The sequence below is a fragment of the Sporolactobacillus sp. Y61 genome (genome assembly GCF_040529185.1).
Classification (GTDB): Bacteria; Bacillota; Bacilli; order Bacillales; family Sporolactobacillaceae; genus Sporolactobacillus.
Map to the genome: position 1 here is coordinate 2,861,957 of NZ_CP159510.1, position 14,719 is coordinate 2,876,675.

Below are 14,719 nucleotides of genomic sequence, written 5' to 3' on the forward strand. Positions count from 1 at the left end.
TTTATAACTGAATAACCGATGCTACATTAGAAGAACAAGGAGTTGAGCCAGATGAGATCAAAAAACAAACCGGAATATTCCACTTTACAGAATATCGGTTACGTGATCAAGAATGTATGGCACTGGAACAGAAAATTACTTTTTCTTTCTATTGTCAGGATTCCGGCACTTGTTTTTCTTCCTTTTCTTGGAATTCTGATGCCGAAGCTGGTGATTGACAGTCTGACTGAAAAGGCGGGCCTTTTTCAGTTCGCGACTGTCATTGGAGTGGCAACACTGGGCATCATTGCTTGCAGCGTAATCAGCCAATCACTGGAAGCCTGGATCAGATGGAATGTCACATCAATCAGAATGCGTTACCTCGGCCTTATTTATGAGAAGATCATGGATACAGATTATGAAAACCTGGAGAGTCCGGAAGGACAGAAAAAATTAGAAAAAGCATTCCAGGCGAATTACTCAAACAGCAGCGGTACCGAAGCGATCATCAATGCATTAATTATGCTGTCAGCTAATTTGTTCGGCATCGCCCTTTATGGAGGGATACTGACCGCATTGAACCCCCTCTTGATCGCTTTTTTACTGGGCACGGCTTTCATCGGCCTTTTATTTGCCAATCATGCACAGAACTATGAACATCAGCACAAAGACGATTGGACGCCAACTGAAAAGAAACTGGACTATCTGATTAAAAAATGCAATGACTTCTCATCCGGTAAAGATTTACGGCTTTACCGGATGACCCATTGGTTTGGTCAGAGATTTCAAGGATTAATGGCAGAGCGGACACTCTGGCTGCATCGTATCGGGCTTCGCCATTATTTTGCCGATGGCGCTGTCGGTCTGATGGCTTTCCTGCGGGATGGCGTTGCCTATACCTATCTGCTCTATCTTGTACTGAACGGCCAGATGACCGTGGCGAATTTCACGCTCTATTTTGGTACCATTGCTGGATTTTCTATATGGATGACCGGACTGACGGACCATTTGTCGAAAGTCAAACATATGAGTCTGGAAATCTGTGATGTCCGTAATTATCTCGGCCTCAAAGACTATTTCAACCGTGGTAAAGGCATTCCTCTGCCGGAAAGGGGACACTGGCCATGTTCCATCACGTTTGATCATGTTTCTTTTTCTTATCCGGGTAGTGGAAGAAAGATATTGGATGATGTCAGCCTGCACATCGAACAAGGCGAAAAAATAGCTCTTGTCGGCATGAACGGTGCCGGAAAGACCACCTGTATTAAATTACTTTGCGGCTTTTACCATCCGACATCTGGACGAATTCTCATCAATGGAAAAGACATGACCACCTTCAACAGGGATGATTATTATCGTTTATTCACTGCCGTTTTTCAGGATATTCATATCCTGCCCGTCTCCATTGCCCGGAACATTGCGCCCCAGTTAAGTAAGACTATTGACCCGGATAGAGTCGGCCGCTGCCTGGAGCTCTCCGGATTGAAAGAAAAAATAGACGGCCTCACTAATGGGGTCAATACGATGATGGTTAAAGAAGTGAACGAAGGCGCGGTGCAGTTTTCCGGGGGAGAGCTTCAGAAACTGCTGCTGGCGCGAGCATTGTATAAGGAATCACCCTTTTTAATACTCGATGAGCCGACAGCCGCTCTTGACCCCATTGCCGAAGACGAGCTCTACCAGCGTTACGGAAAACTTGTTTCGGGCCGGACATCCATCTTTATTTCCCACAGATTGTCCAGCACCCGCTTCTGCGACAAAATTATTTTCCTATCTGATGGAAAGATTGCGGAAAGTGGGACACACGACGAACTCATGAGGAAAAATGGTAAATATGCCCGGCTGTTCACGATTCAAAGCCATTATTACAGGGATCATATTGACGAACTAAAAGACGAGGGTGAACGCCTATGAACCGGACAACGGACAAAACATCACTTAAAGACAGGTGGCATATTCTCTGGAGGGGAATGGGGATTGTTCAGCGGATGGTCCCCTCCCTTCTCCCGGCGGCTGCAGCCGGAGCGCTGCTGAAATCATTCAGCCCATTCATTACAATTTATATAACGGCCCGGATTATCGATGAACTCTTTGGCTCCCGTTCCGTCTCAAAGCTTGCTTTCTTAGTTGGTACTGCTATCATTCTGAATCTGGCGGCCCTCCTTTTGCAGAAAGCCATGGAGCGGATCAAAGACAAGGGCGATTATCGTTTATATTATTTTGGAAAGATAGAAATGGACGGACTGATTCTCAGTACAGATTATGAAAATGTGGAAAAGCCTGACTTTCATTTAAGAAAACAAAAAATTGATGAAGCCTGTCAAATGCATAGGAGAGGTATCTGGCAATTACCAGAGCTGACCGAACGGTTCCTGACCAGTTTATGTACCGTAGTGTTCTCAATCATACTTGCTTTTCCGGTCTTTATTCCACCTGCTTCAAACGTTTCTCATTCATTTATTGCCTCACCATGGCTTTCGGTACTGTTTCTGGGAATGATTATCCTTTCATCTGCATACACCGTCTGGTCAAACGCCCGATTCAGTAAATGGGCGTTTAAAAGGATGGATCGTGTGATGCCGATCAATCGGATTTTCTCTTTTTATGCAGACCTGATGGAAGATCATAAATTTGGAAAAGACGTCCGCATTTACCAGCAGCAATCGCTCATCAGTGAGTCATATAAACGCTTTATAACAGGCAATCAGAAATTATTTGAACATGATATATCAAAAAAACAAAGTCGCTTTTATGGGGTTAATGCAGCTATTTCTTCAATCATCACCGGTTTTGTCTATCTGTTTGTCGGTATGAAGGCGCTGATCGGCCTGATCAGTATCGGTTCCGTTGTTCAGTATGTCGGAGCGATCAGTCAATTTACAACAGGCTTTGCTGAACTGATTACTTCGGCGACCGACAGCTGGCAGAATATTGATTACGTCAATTTGTATTTTGATTTTCTCGATACCCCGAATCCAAAATATAAAGGGACCCTGCCTGTTGAGAAACGGATGGATAATGATTATGAAATAGAGTTCAGAAATGTATCTTTCACATATCCTGGTGCGGAGTCCCCGGCACTGAAAAACATCTCTCTCAAGCTGAAAATCGGCCAGCACTTTGCGGTAGTCGGCAGAAATGGATCCGGAAAAACGACGTTCATCAAACTTCTGACCCGCCTTTATGATCCACAGGAAGGAGAAATTCTGCTTAACGGTATTAATATTCAGAAATATAATTATCAGGAATACCTGAACCTATTCTCTGTCGTCTTTCAGGATTTTCAGCTTTTCGCGTTCTCTGCCGGTCAGAATGTCGCAACCGATGTGCATTATGACCGTGAACGTGCGATGGCCTGTCTGGATGAGGCAGGTGTTGGCAATCGGATCAGAAGGATGCCGGAGGGGCTGGATACACCGCTCTATAAAGTTGGTGATGACGGCGTTGATATTTCCGGCGGTGAAGCGCAGAAAATCGCTATCGCCCGTGCTCTATACAAAAATGCCCCGTTCGTTGTTCTGGACGAACCAACGGCTGCGCTGGACCCCGTTGCAGAATATGAGATATACGCAAAATTCCAGGAGATTGTCGGTAATAAGACGGCTATTTATATCTCACACCGCCTGTCTTCCTGCCGTTTCTGTGATCGCATTCTTGTGTTCAATAAGGGCAACCTGATCCAAAGTGGATCGCATAACGAACTGATCCATGAAGAGAATGGGCAGTATTTCAAACTGTGGCAGGCGCAGGCGCAGTACTACAAAGAGAATGCCTGACAGAAGGCCCTATCACCTGAATAACAGAAACACCCCCACTTATCTGTCTGATAAGCGGGGGTGTTTCATGGATGAAAATGTGTTACATTGCGGCTTTTGCTTTTTCAGCAAGCGTTGCAAATGCTTTTTCGTCGTGTACGGCCAGATCAGCGAGCATCTTCCGGTTGACTTCGATACCAGCCGCCTTCAGACCGTAAATCATTTTGCTGTAAGACAGACCGTTGATCCGTGCTGCAGCATTGATCCGTGCAATCCACAGCTTACGGAAATTCCGTTTCGTCTGACGACGGTCACGGTAAGCATAGGTCAGTGATTTGAAGACCTGCTCTTGTGCCACTTTAAATAATTTATGTTTTGCGCCGAAATAACCCTTGGCGAGCTTCAATACTTTCTTACGTCTGCGTCGGGTTACATATCCGCCTTTTACTCTTGCCATTGTAAAAACCTCCTAAAATAGGCCGCCAGACCGCATATCAGTATGTCCGCATCATCAGCGGATCCACTCAGTCTGAACGGCTATTAAAAAATATACTGGTTATCTCAGTCATTAATCATTTTCTTGACTTTTTTCGCCAGAGTAGACGTTGCCATTGTACCCTTGCGGAGATTACGTTTCTGCTTCTGTGACTTATGAATCATCATATGGCTGGTATATGAATGATTCCGTTTCATTTTACCGGTACCTGTCTTCTTGAAACGCTTTGCGGCACCTTTGTGTGTTTTCATTTTTGGCATAAAATAATTCCTCCTGACGGAAGCGGGCTGCATGAAAACCTCTGCATAAACACCCGATCCTGTTTTCTTACTTTTCGACTTTAGGAGCCAGTACGAGAAACATACTGCGTCCTTCCATCTTTGGCCTTGCTTCGACAACGCTGATATCTGCACATTCCTGAGCAAGCTTCTCAAGGACCTGACGGCCGAGATTAGAATGTGTGATCGCGCGTCCTCTGAAGCGGACCGAAGCTTTGACTTTGTCACCTTTTTCAAGAAACTTTTTTGCATTACGCATTTTCGTATTAAAATCATGTTCCTCGATACTCGGGCTTAGCCGTATTTCTTTAATATTGATCACTTTCTGCTTCTTACGGGCTTCACGTTCCTTTTTCTGCTGTTCAAAGCGAAACTTACCGTAATCCATAATGCGGCATACCGGCGGTTTGGCTCCGGGTGCTACCATAACCAGATCAAGATTAACGTGGCGGGCCATTGTCAAAGCTTCCGCCTTGGACTTTATACCGATTTGTTCCCCATTCTGACCGATGAGCCGAACCTGCTGAGCACGGATCCCCTCATTGACAATCATGTCTTTGCTAATATTGAGACACCTCCAGTTTTATGTGAGTAAAACACAGGCTGCCGGGATCTGAAAAGACCGCTTTTCAGGTCTCAATACCTGCACATACAAAAATACGGGCGCACAAAACGCCCGTATGTTCATTCTGTTACCTGTTCAACCTGACAACAGCATTGCTGCGTCGTTCAGGTGAGAAGCCGGGCGCCTCCGCTTTTACTCGATTCATTAACTCAAAAAGTATACCATGACGCCCCGGTAATTGCAAGGTATTTCCTTATTTCACAATTGGTTTCTTTGTGATGCGTTTCCGGATCTCTTCAAGAATATGGGCTTTAAAATCCTCATAAGGCAGTGTATTCGTTGCCTTTTCACCGTATTTGCGTACATTTACACTGTCCTCTTTAATTTCCTGATCACCGATGACCAGAGTGTACGGTATTTTGTGAGTCTGGGCATCACGAATCTTGTAGCTGAGTTTCTCCCCACGGAGATCGGCATGGGCGCGGATTCCGGCCATTTTCAGATCATGTTCCAGTTTCCTGACGTGATCATGATGAACATCTGCAACCGGAACCAGCTCAGCCTGAACCGGTGCCAGCCAGGTCGGGAACGCCCCGGCAAAATGTTCGATGAGAATGGCAAAGAATCTGTCCAGTGAACCATAAACGGCGCGGTGAATAACGACCGGGCGGACCTTCTCATTGTTCTCATCAATATAGGTCAAATCAAATTTTTCCGGCATCTGGTAGTCCAGCTGAATCGTTGCACACTGGTGGCTTCTTCCCAGCGCATCCTTGATATGGAAATCAATCTTCGGCCCGTAGAATGCGCCATCCCCTTCGTTGATGGTGTAAGGCATATGAATGGCTTCCAGTACATTGCTCAGGGCTTTCTCCGCCTTCTGCCACATGTCAACTGTACCCATGTGGTCTTCAGGCATTGTCGACAGTTCAACCGAATAATCAAATCCAAATGTGCTGTAAATTTTTCCAATCAATTTGAAAATATTTTTGATTTCACTTTCAATCTGATCCGGGCGGACAAAAATATGGGCATCATCCTGGCAGAACGTGCGCACACGCAGCAAACCGTTAAGTGCTCCGCTGAGTTCATGCCTGTGAACCTGACCGAATTCGGCAATCCGGATGGGCAGATCCCGGTAGGAATGCAGGGTGTCTTTATATATGAGCATATGCCCGGGGCAGTTCATCGGCTTGAGGGCATAATTGACATCATCCACTTTCGTAAAATACATATTCTCGTGGTAATGGTCCCAGTGCCCCGAATTCTCCCACAACCTCTGATTCATGATCAGCGGCGTACGGACCTCTTCATAGTCATTCTGGCGCTGCAGTTCACGGGCGAAATTTTCAAGTTCCGTACGGATGATCTGTCCGTTTTCCAGATAAAACGGCATGCCTGGCGCTTCTTCAGAAAACATGAAAAGTTCCAGCTGTTTTCCCAGTTTACGGTGATCCCGTTTCTGGGCCTCTTCAAGAAAGTGAAGATGTTTATCCAGATCTTTCTGATTCAGAAAAGCGACACCGTACACGCGTTGCAGCATTTTATTATTACTGTCGCCGCGCCAGTAAGCCCCGGCAACGCTCATCAGCTTAAACGCCCTGATCCGGCCGGTAGAAGGAAGATGTGGTCCGCGGCAGAGGTCCACATATTCACCCTGCCTGTAAATGGAGATCGTCGCGTCTTCCGGAAGATCATGGATCAGTTCCAGTTTCAGCGGATCATTGATCTCACTGAATATCTTCAGCGCATCCGCACGGGAAATTTCTTCACGGGTAATTGGAAGATTCTCGCTGACAATCTTCTTCATTTCTTTTTCGATTGCCGGGAAATCGTCCTTCGTCAGTGAATGTTCGAGATCAACATCGTAATAAAAACCGTTTTCGATCACCGGGCCGATTCCGAGTTTTACATCGGGATAAAGGCGCCTGAGTGCCTGTGCCAGCAGATGAGCACAACTGTGTCTCATGATGTGCAGTCCCTCATCCGTATCCAGACCGAGAATTTCTATTGCCGCATCTTTTTCAATGGGTCTTGTGACATCATATAATTCACCATTAATCTTTCCGGCGACAGCCTTCTTCTTCAGACTGTTCGAAATAGAAGCGGCGACCTGTTCAGTCGTTACGCCCTGCGGAAATTTACGTACTGACTTATCAGGAAAAGTCAGATTAATTTCAGACATAGATATTCACTCCTAAGTAACATGTTTTTCAGCACTGCTTTGAAAGACCAGGTGAATGAAGAAAGAAAAAATAAAAAAGCACCCGTCCGCTAAAGGGACGAGTGCTTTCTCGTGGTTCCACCCTTGTTCCCGCCCGAATCTGCAGTATCCGGGCGGCTCAAGATTGCTGATAACGGACAGGTGTCCGCCGGCAGATACTCATTTCTCCGCCAAAGCTCAGAGGTGGTAAATCAACCCGTCTGCCAGAGGCTTGCACCAGACGCCTCCTCTCTGAAAACAGAACAGGAAAATCCGTGTCCTCATCTTCACCGATCATATATTCAAAGTATAAACTGATTATAGGCTCCCCATGAAAGAAAATCAAGTGACCCCATGAAAGAACGCGAAAAGCACAGGTTACGCTTTTATTTTCTCCTTATTCGCCATCAGAAAATCAAACAGCATGTCTTTACTGACCTGTTCTGCTTTCTCAGTCAGTCCGAGCTGACGCAGGATCTCCAGACCAATCGGGAGCGTCGTTCCGGCTGCTCTCGAAGTAATAATATTCCCGGAGACAACGACCGGATCTTCCGAATAATCAGCATCTTTGATATGGCTCCTGAAATCCGGATTGCTGGTCACCGTTTCACCTTTCAATATACCGGTACGTTCCAGGGCAATCGGTCCCGCACAAATGGCCGCTACTTTTTTCCCACTGTCATGATAATAGCGGATCAGCTCCTGAACACGTTCATCGTCCCGGAGTGTTGTCGCCCCTTTCGTTCCTCCCGGCAGATAAATACCGTCAAAATCTTTCAGTCCGGAACTGTTGATGTCCGTATCTGCCTGAATCACTATATGTCTGGAACCTTCGACCAGTTTGCCGCCAAGAGAGCACAGAACCACTTCCACACCGCCTCTGCGGAGTACATCAATCGCTGTGACTGCTTCTGTTTCTTCAAAGCCCTCAGCAAGAAGCACAAGTATTCTCTTCAAAAAGATCCCTCCTGTTCAGATTCATTGTCTTTATCGTACCATATCCATCATCCAGATGATACGCTCATGCTGTAGAGAAAAAAGCCGGCAGCCGGGCACAACCCTGAGGGTCGGCCGGCTGCCGGCAGTCACCGGATGATCATACCCGCTTTACGTACTGCTTCTGATTTTCTGAATACATATACCTTATATTTCATCATTCTAATCTCCCCCTGTAACGTATTTTTCATGCTCGCATTAATAAAGATAACGTGACATCTCAGCCCGCCGGTTCAGCATATCTTCCCGCAGCCGTTTAATCCGTTTATTGTCCTCATAGCGCCGAATTCTTGACCTGGACGGTCTGACTGATACCGTCAGACTGATGGTCAGAAAGTTTATACTCAGCATTCGTTTCCCTCCTCCCTGTACCGGGATGGTTTCTCTCAAAAAATTCTTCCCCGCAATGGTACGGGGCGCTTTCACTGCAAGCTGTTGCATCTTTCAATGCCTCCTGTTTTCATTGTATTTATATAAAGGTATCCCGCACCGGCGGGACAACCTTATACACAAGACGCAAAAAGGCCGCAGTCCATTACGGATCCGCGGTCTTTCAGAAAAAAGAGCGCAAAAAAACCGCAGATACCGGTGGCCTGCGGCTGTTCTTCAGTTCAATTTTTTTATCTGTCTCACTGTCAGTTCATGCCGGGACCATCGTCAAATCGTATTCAGTTGATGCTGTAGTCGTTCTGACATTTTCAGTCATCATTGCGATGGCCTCCTTCATTTGTTTCACTTTTTCCAGTATATCCCTGGTCATTCATTTTGTAAACCCTTAATTCTGCCTTTTTTCAATGAAATCCCGCTCCATGCTCCGTCTGAACTTCCCGTGGAAAGAAAAAAACCCGATCTTCAAATACTGTACTCAGTGTTTTCATAATGCTGTGTTCCGGACGATCTGTAAAAATGACTACCTGCTCCGGTGCCAGAGCGATCAGGCTCAGGATTATGGAGGGCTCCGCGTCGATCCCCCATTGTCTGAGTAACGGATAAAAGGAGCGTACAGACTGTACATTGCGGATCAGCCGGTGATTTTCGTCAAAGATTTTGAACGGTTCATCATCATAGACTTCGATTTTTTCACAAAGCGGTTTGTACGCGCGGATAATCCGGCGCAGCTTATCAATAAAAACCTGATATTCCTGCTCCAGCTTATATTCATCAATGGCCAGCTCGGTGATCCGTCGCAATGTCCGCTTATATGAAGTGAGTCGGAAATGTAAAATGGATGCAAAAGAGAGGGTACTGTGTTCCGTCAAAACACCCTCCAGCGCCTCCTGAATCAGCTGTTTCCGGTCCGGCAGTGTCTCCATGCGCGGAAGATCGTTTTTTTCACCGGCGAGAATGGCCGTGATAATATTCATGATGGCTGTTTTCTCTCCCGGATCCTTAAAAAAATAATATTTCTCGATGATGTTATACAACCAGCCGTTCTCATATTTCCCTATGATATATTTTGTTATCAGGGAAGATAAAGTCCTCCAGTCGGTGCCCGTTTCCGGAAATATGGCCAGACGGCTGTTAAACAGCAGTACACGGACATCCTGTCTGTAAGCAGACGGCATCCTCCTGTAAAATTCAACCGCTTCCTGCCTTGTCTCAAACACAATATCCAATGATTCTTCCTCCCCGTCCTATTCTTTTTACAACTATATGGGTGGAAGGAACGAATCATACGTATAAAAAAACCATCTGGAAAATAAAGTGAAACGTCAATCAGTGGGGAGCCCGAGCGTACAGGACGTTTTCGTGCAGGCGTTGCGATAGGACGTACGCATTTTAGCCTGCGCATCCCCCACGAATCGGATTATTCGTTGTTGAATCCGGCGGGATTTTACAGCAAGGTATCCCCGGCCCGGCCAATTCGTTTACCCGCATGACCCGGAGGTGGACCTGCCCGTTCATGCGGGAAAAAAAAAGCGGCAACCCTTGCCGCACTGATTTATCTTCGATTTTTGCCATCCATCTGAATCAATTTAGTAAAATGTCGAATACGTTCCATCACTCGTTTGGCTTTGACATTTTCTATCCCGCTTTTCTGAGAATAGGAAAAGTGGTTTTCCAGCTCATCATAGTTAAAATTAGAGGTGTACAGAGTGGGCAGATGCTCCATCATGCGATATTGAAGGACACTGCCCAGCACCTCATCACGTACCCAGGGTGTCATCGTCTCTGCACCAATATCATCCAGAATCAGAACGGGCGTTTTTTTCAGCACATCCAGTTTGGAATCAACGGTATTATCCTGAATGGCGCCCTTAATTTCTCTGAAGAAATCAGGGACATAAATGATCAGAGAGGCGACATGACGTTTCTGAGCAAGACTATTCATAATTGCCCCCATCAGATAGGTCTTTCCAACTCCAAATTCACCGCATAGATACAGCCCCTTGGCTGTTTCCGGATCTTTAAGATAATCACGGACAAAATCACCAGCCGCTTTCAGCGCTTCCTGACGCCCCACTTCATTTTTGTCAATGGTTTTAAATGTTGCGCTCAGTATTTCTTTGGGCACATAGTAACTGCGAATCAACCTGCTTTGACGACGCCTGTTCTGATCTTCACGAAGCAGAGGACAGGCTTTGAAAGTCAAAGCCGGATCGCCATGATCATTAATCAGTTCCGGGCGAAATCCCTTCATCATATTGGGACATTGCTCAAGGCCCGGACAATGGGCACAATGTTGCCATTCCTCGACAAACTGATACAGTTCGGGCAGATGTCTGGTCCATTTTTCCTGGTCAATTTGTGGATTTTGGTCCATAAATGACCGGATTTTCGGGTTTTCTATTAGCATTTTTCTTATTTTTTCCGTACGACGTTGAAGTTCCTGCTGGCCTATGAGACCTTTCATCAGTGATTTGATCGGCTCCATTTTCCCACTCCCGGCAAATAGCTTCAGATGCTGTTCAGGTAATCTTCCAGCCATTTGGCTCTTTTTCTGGCTTCTTCTTCAGAGACTTTGTCCTTTGTTTCATGATTTTTCCCTTTCATCCATTCCGGGACAACCTCATGATGCACACGCTCGGCTGTCCGGCGCGGACGGTTCGTCTTTTTAACTGGAGACTGTTTCTGATCATCCCGTTTTCTTTTCTCCTCTCTTGCCACAAACATCGCCTCACGAACTGTCCGGACATTTGCCCGGGACCATTGGGCGGCTATTTTTTCGACAAAAGATTTATTTAAATTATTATCGTTGACTTTCGCCACATAATCAATCAATACATTAATTACACCGGGGGCAGTTTCGTGTCGAACATCAGATTCTCAACCAGTCTGAGGTCCGGCGCCGCCGGACGACTGCCATACCCAAGCTGTTCAAGCAGCTGGTAAGGCGAATTGGTTTCGTACCAGGCGATCAGCTGTTCTTTCTCATTACGTGGTTCTTTACCTTTCATTTCACTATGTGATGACGGCTGGGTCCGATCGTACAGGGCAGGCATTTCTTCCGGACCATGTTCCAGTTTGTAGAAGTCTCTGACCTCTTTCCGGAGCATCTCGATATCAACGATACCGGTATGTAGTGAGGCCGATTCAATTGCCCGGCTCATATCAAAAGGCGTTGTCTGATAGACAAATGCCAGTTTTTCAACGGCTGCCTTGACTTCATCGGTCAGCGCATCCTCAGTAAGTATAGCATCGGAAAGGTAACCTCTCAGTTCTTGAAAATTGAATGGTTTGCGCAGATGAATCTGCCCCGATTCCGCACGTCCTTCCCAGGATGTCCCATCAGGTGTTGCTGCTTTTTCCTCAGAAACCTCCCCCGAAGGAAGGGATTCGAAAACATCATCGAATGCTGCCGAAAGATCCTGGAACTCGTCCATGCGAATGGTTTTCACTTCGAAAAGCTGCGCCAGCTTTTTAAAATCACGCGACCCGATCTGATGATAGAGAAACACACTCAGAAGATCATCATGAAAAAAACGGGCGGGTGTCATTGGAGGAAAAAGCCGGTATAGAAACAGGCCCGGGTCGGACTGCTTTTTCTTTAACGTCTGCATCAGTCCGACAGCCTCCAGTTTCTTTCTTGCCTTAAGGATCCGATCAAGTGACAGATTCATCACACTCATCAGATGGTGATGAGTGGACAGAATCCCCTGTACAGACGCATCCAGCTCCTGCCAGAGGGTAAAATACAGGCTTGTGGCTTCAATTCCAACCAGCGGCTGATACAAACTCGTAATAATTTTCTGGTCATAGAAATGAAGAATCCCGACTGATCGGACCGCATAATGATCGCCGGGCAAAATTTCTTTCCATGATTGCAGCATTGCACTGCATCCTCCCCTCATCCTTTGTCAATCAGCGGAAACGACGGAGAGCCTGACACACTTTCAGGAGTGATCTGATTTGCTGCCTTTTTCTTTTTCCAGCTGATCTTTCAGTTCCTGTATCTCGCGTGCAAAAACATTAATATCTTTAAACTGACGATAAACGGATGCAAAACGGACATAAGCCACTTCATCTACTTTTGCCAGTTCATTCATCACCAGTTCACCGATTTCATGGCTGTTGACCTCTGAACGCCCCTGGTCGCGCAGCTTTTTTTCAACACTGTTTGCCAGATCCTCAAGCTGCTCAAGCGGCACCGGCCTTTTTTCACAGGCTTTAATCAGACCGCGCAGAATTTTATCTCTGCTGAATGCTTCCCGGTTGTCTCCCTTTTTGACAACGACAAGCGGCATTTCTTCAACCTTCTCAAAAGTTGTGAAACGATAATGACAGAATTCACATTCTCTACGTCTCCGAATAGCCCGTCCGCTGTTAACAGGACGAGAGTCCAGCACTTTTGTCCCATCTTTTCTGCAGCTTGGACAGCGCATTTTCCCACCTCTTATTTGTGGTATATATTACTTTCATTTTATCCTACACGGTCACGTATGAAAAGGTCTGGCTAAATTCTCCGGTTATCCGGGCAGCAGGAGATGCCCCAGAGTTTAAGCAGGGCCGCCATTTGTTCTTCTGTCTGCCGGATAGACCCATTATTATCGATCACAGCGCTCGCTTTTCGCTCTTTCTCCTTAAGAGACATCTGAGCTGCTATACGTGTTTCTGCCTGCGATCGACTTAATCCGTTTCTCGTCATCAGTCTGTGCAACTGATTTTCCCGGTTCACCGTGACAACGATCGTCTTATCCGCCCAGTGATCCAGACCGCCTTCAAAAAGCAGCGGGACATCGAGAAAAACGACCGGTGCGCCGAGCTTCCTGAAGGTGGAAATTTCTTTCCTCATACGCGCACGAATCAGGGGATGCAGCATTTCATTCAGCCTTCGCCGTTTCTCCTTATCTGTAAAAATAATCCTGCCAAGCGCCTGCCGGTCAAGAGAACCATCCTTGTGCAGGATATGCGGGCCGAAAGCATCCGCAATTTGCTTCAGTGCACCACTCCCCGGCTCGACAACCTCACGGGAAATCCGGTCCGCATCGATCAGCGGATAATGATGCCGATTCAGCCAGGCGGACAGGGTGCTTTTCCCGCTGGCGATTCCTCCTGTGAGCCCAATGATGATCATCTGGCGCGCCTTCTTCTCTGGCAGGATGGACAGAAGTGTGTACCCCGCCCGTCAACTTTTATTTTTTCAATCAGAGTTCCGCAGTTTAGACAAGGCTCTCCGGCGCGTCCGTAAACCTGCAGTTTCTGCTGGAAAAAGCCCATTTCTCCCCGGCTGTTTACAAATGTCCGGATACTGGTTCCACCCATTTTTATCGCTGCTTTCAAAGTACCAACGATAGCCCTGAAGAGTCTGGAAATATCACGCTTCGTCAGGAAAGATGCCGGACTCAGAGGATGAATTCCTGCCCGGAACAGGGCCTCATCTACGTAAATATTCCCCAGTCCGACGACGATTGACTGATCAAGAAGAAAAGGTTTAACCGGTCTTGATGTTTTTCGACAGGCCGCAGCCAGAGTATCGGCTGTAAACGACGGGGAGAAGGGTTCCGGGCCGAGCTTATTCAGTGGAAGCTGATTCCACTCCTCTCCTTTTTTAAATAAGTGCATCGTCCCAAATTTACGGACATCCCGGTAACGGAGTGCCGTCCGATCGGTAAAGTGGAAGATGACATGCGTATATTGATCAACCGGTTCAGATTCCGGATCCAGCCTGTATCTTCCTTCCATGCGCAGATGAGAAATCAGTACATACCGGTCAAAATAGATCAGCAGAAATTTTCCTCTTCGACCAACATGATGAATAGTCTGTCCGCGCAACAAACGGCAAAATGCGTCCGTATCTTCCGGTCTGCGAATGATTTTCTTCCAGCGTACTTCGACACTTTTCACCGTCTTCCCGATGACAAGCTGATTTAATGTCCTTTTCACCGTCTCTACCTCAGGTAACTCAGGCATAATATTTCCCCTCTGTATGTTAAAAAACGGCTGGCCGGTTGCAGAATGGCCAGCTTCGTTTTTCTTATCTTTTTCCCGCAAAGAATGACCTGTACC

15 protein-coding genes and 1 other annotated feature are annotated in these 14,719 nt (G+C 46.6%); of the genes, 2 read left to right on the plus strand and 13 right to left on the minus strand.

All coding sequences use genetic code 11. The annotated features are described in order from the left end of the window. Positions 1-51: 51 nt before the first annotated feature. Positions 52-1,893 (plus strand): ABC transporter ATP-binding protein, encoded by a 1,842-nt coding sequence (locus ABNN70_RS13725; RefSeq protein ID WP_353948109.1) that lies wholly within the window; start codon positions 52-54, stop codon positions 1,891-1,893. Further along, entirely contained in the window at positions 1,890-3,755 is a 1,866-nt protein-coding gene (locus tag ABNN70_RS13730; RefSeq protein ID WP_353948110.1) for an ABC transporter ATP-binding protein, read from the plus strand. Before ABNN70_RS13725 ends, ABNN70_RS13730 begins: the two co-directional genes overlap by 4 nt. An 82-nt stretch (positions 3,756-3,837) precedes the next feature. Here ABNN70_RS13730 and rplT read toward each other — a convergent pair whose 3' ends face one another. The 13 genes from rplT to mutM all read right to left on the minus strand — a co-directional run bounded on the left by rplT (position 3,838) and on the right by mutM (position 14,623). After that, positions 3,838-4,191 (minus strand): 50S ribosomal protein L20, encoded by a 354-nt coding sequence (gene rplT / locus ABNN70_RS13735; protein WP_129928169.1) that lies wholly within the window; start codon positions 4,189-4,191, stop codon positions 3,838-3,840. A 104-nt stretch (positions 4,192-4,295) separates the two neighbouring features. After that, entirely contained in the window at positions 4,296-4,490 is a 195-nt protein-coding gene (gene rpmI / locus ABNN70_RS13740) for a 50S ribosomal protein L35 (RefSeq protein WP_129928167.1), read from the minus strand. Between the two features lie 67 nt (positions 4,491-4,557). Beyond that, positions 4,558-5,061 (minus strand): translation initiation factor IF-3, encoded by a 504-nt coding sequence (gene infC / locus ABNN70_RS13745; RefSeq protein WP_129928165.1) that lies wholly within the window; start codon positions 5,059-5,061, stop codon positions 4,558-4,560. Positions 5,062-5,326: 265 nt separating this feature from the next. Then, entirely contained in the window at positions 5,327-7,258 is a 1,932-nt protein-coding gene (thrS, locus tag ABNN70_RS13750) for a threonine--tRNA ligase (protein ID WP_353948111.1), read from the minus strand. Positions 7,259-7,348: 90 nt separating this feature from the next. Continuing rightward, positions 7,349-7,573: a binding site (T-box leader), on the minus strand. An 81-nt stretch (positions 7,574-7,654) separates the two neighbouring features. Next, on the minus strand, positions 7,655-8,233 hold the full coding sequence (locus tag ABNN70_RS13755; RefSeq protein WP_353948112.1) for a DJ-1 family glyoxalase III: 579 nt from the start codon (positions 8,231-8,233) through the stop codon (positions 7,655-7,657). A 237-nt stretch (positions 8,234-8,470) separates the two neighbouring features. After that, positions 8,471-8,713 carry a hypothetical protein gene (locus ABNN70_RS13760; protein ID WP_129928160.1) on the minus strand — a complete coding sequence of 81 codons (243 nt, stop codon included), beginning with the start codon at positions 8,711-8,713 and terminating at the stop codon, positions 8,471-8,473. Between the two features lie 350 nt (positions 8,714-9,063). Beyond that, complete coding sequence (locus ABNN70_RS13765) at positions 9,064-9,879, minus strand: putative sporulation protein YtxC (RefSeq protein WP_353949443.1); 816 nt, start codon at positions 9,877-9,879, stop codon at positions 9,064-9,066. A 335-nt stretch (positions 9,880-10,214) separates the two neighbouring features. Then, on the minus strand, positions 10,215-11,147 hold the full coding sequence (dnaI, locus tag ABNN70_RS13770) for a primosomal protein DnaI (RefSeq protein WP_353948113.1): 933 nt from the start codon (positions 11,145-11,147) through the stop codon (positions 10,215-10,217). A gap of 23 nt (positions 11,148-11,170) precedes the next feature. After that, on the minus strand, positions 11,171-11,494 hold the full coding sequence (locus ABNN70_RS13775; protein ID WP_353948114.1) for a DnaD domain protein: 324 nt from the start codon (positions 11,492-11,494) through the stop codon (positions 11,171-11,173). Between the two features lie 8 nt (positions 11,495-11,502). Continuing rightward, positions 11,503-12,543, minus strand: a complete 1,041-nt coding sequence (locus ABNN70_RS13780) for a replication initiation and membrane attachment family protein (RefSeq protein ID WP_353948115.1) — start codon at positions 12,541-12,543, stop codon at positions 11,503-11,505. Between the two features lie 63 nt (positions 12,544-12,606). Beyond that, on the minus strand, positions 12,607-13,095 hold the full coding sequence (gene nrdR / locus ABNN70_RS13785; RefSeq protein WP_129928152.1) for a transcriptional regulator NrdR: 489 nt from the start codon (positions 13,093-13,095) through the stop codon (positions 12,607-12,609). 71 nt (positions 13,096-13,166) lie between these two features. Then, positions 13,167-13,787 carry a dephospho-CoA kinase gene (gene coaE, locus ABNN70_RS13790; RefSeq protein WP_353948116.1) on the minus strand — a complete coding sequence of 207 codons (621 nt, stop codon included), beginning with the start codon at positions 13,785-13,787 and terminating at the stop codon, positions 13,167-13,169. Beyond that, complete coding sequence (mutM, locus tag ABNN70_RS13795) at positions 13,784-14,623, minus strand: DNA-formamidopyrimidine glycosylase (RefSeq protein WP_129928148.1); 840 nt, start codon at positions 14,621-14,623, stop codon at positions 13,784-13,786. Before mutM ends, coaE begins: the two co-directional genes overlap by 4 nt. Positions 14,624-14,719 lie beyond the last annotated feature (96 nt).

Excerpts from the sequence above, each read along its gene's own strand:
- thrS (WP_353948111.1), bottom strand. The coding sequence starts at position 7,258 with ATGTCTGAAATTAATCTGACTTTTCCTGATAAGTCAGTACGTAAATTT.
- ABNN70_RS13780 (WP_353948115.1), bottom strand. The coding sequence starts at position 12,543 with ATGCTGCAATCATGGAAAGAAATTTTGCCCGGCGATCATTATGCGGTC.
- nrdR (WP_129928152.1), bottom strand. The coding sequence starts at position 13,095 with ATGCGCTGTCCAAGCTGCAGAAAAGATGGGACAAAAGTGCTGGACTCT.
- infC (WP_129928165.1), bottom strand. The coding sequence starts at position 5,061 with ATGATTGTCAATGAGGGGATCCGTGCTCAGCAGGTTCGGCTCATCGGT.
- rplT (WP_129928169.1), bottom strand. The coding sequence starts at position 4,191 with ATGGCAAGAGTAAAAGGCGGATATGTAACCCGACGCAGACGTAAGAAA.
- ABNN70_RS13760 (WP_129928160.1), bottom strand. The coding sequence starts at position 8,713 with ATGCAACAGCTTGCAGTGAAAGCGCCCCGTACCATTGCGGGGAAGAAT.
- ABNN70_RS13725 (WP_353948109.1), top strand. The coding sequence starts at position 52 with ATGAGATCAAAAAACAAACCGGAATATTCCACTTTACAGAATATCGGT.
- coaE (WP_353948116.1), bottom strand. The coding sequence starts at position 13,787 with ATGATCATCATTGGGCTCACAGGAGGAATCGCCAGCGGGAAAAGCACC.
- dnaI (WP_353948113.1), bottom strand. The coding sequence starts at position 11,147 with ATGGAGCCGATCAAATCACTGATGAAAGGTCTCATAGGCCAGCAGGAA.
- rpmI (WP_129928167.1), bottom strand. The coding sequence starts at position 4,490 with ATGCCAAAAATGAAAACACACAAAGGTGCCGCAAAGCGTTTCAAGAAG.
- ABNN70_RS13730 (WP_353948110.1), top strand. The coding sequence starts at position 1,890 with ATGAACCGGACAACGGACAAAACATCACTTAAAGACAGGTGGCATATT.
- mutM (WP_129928148.1), bottom strand. The coding sequence starts at position 14,623 with ATGCCTGAGTTACCTGAGGTAGAGACGGTGAAAAGGACATTAAATCAG.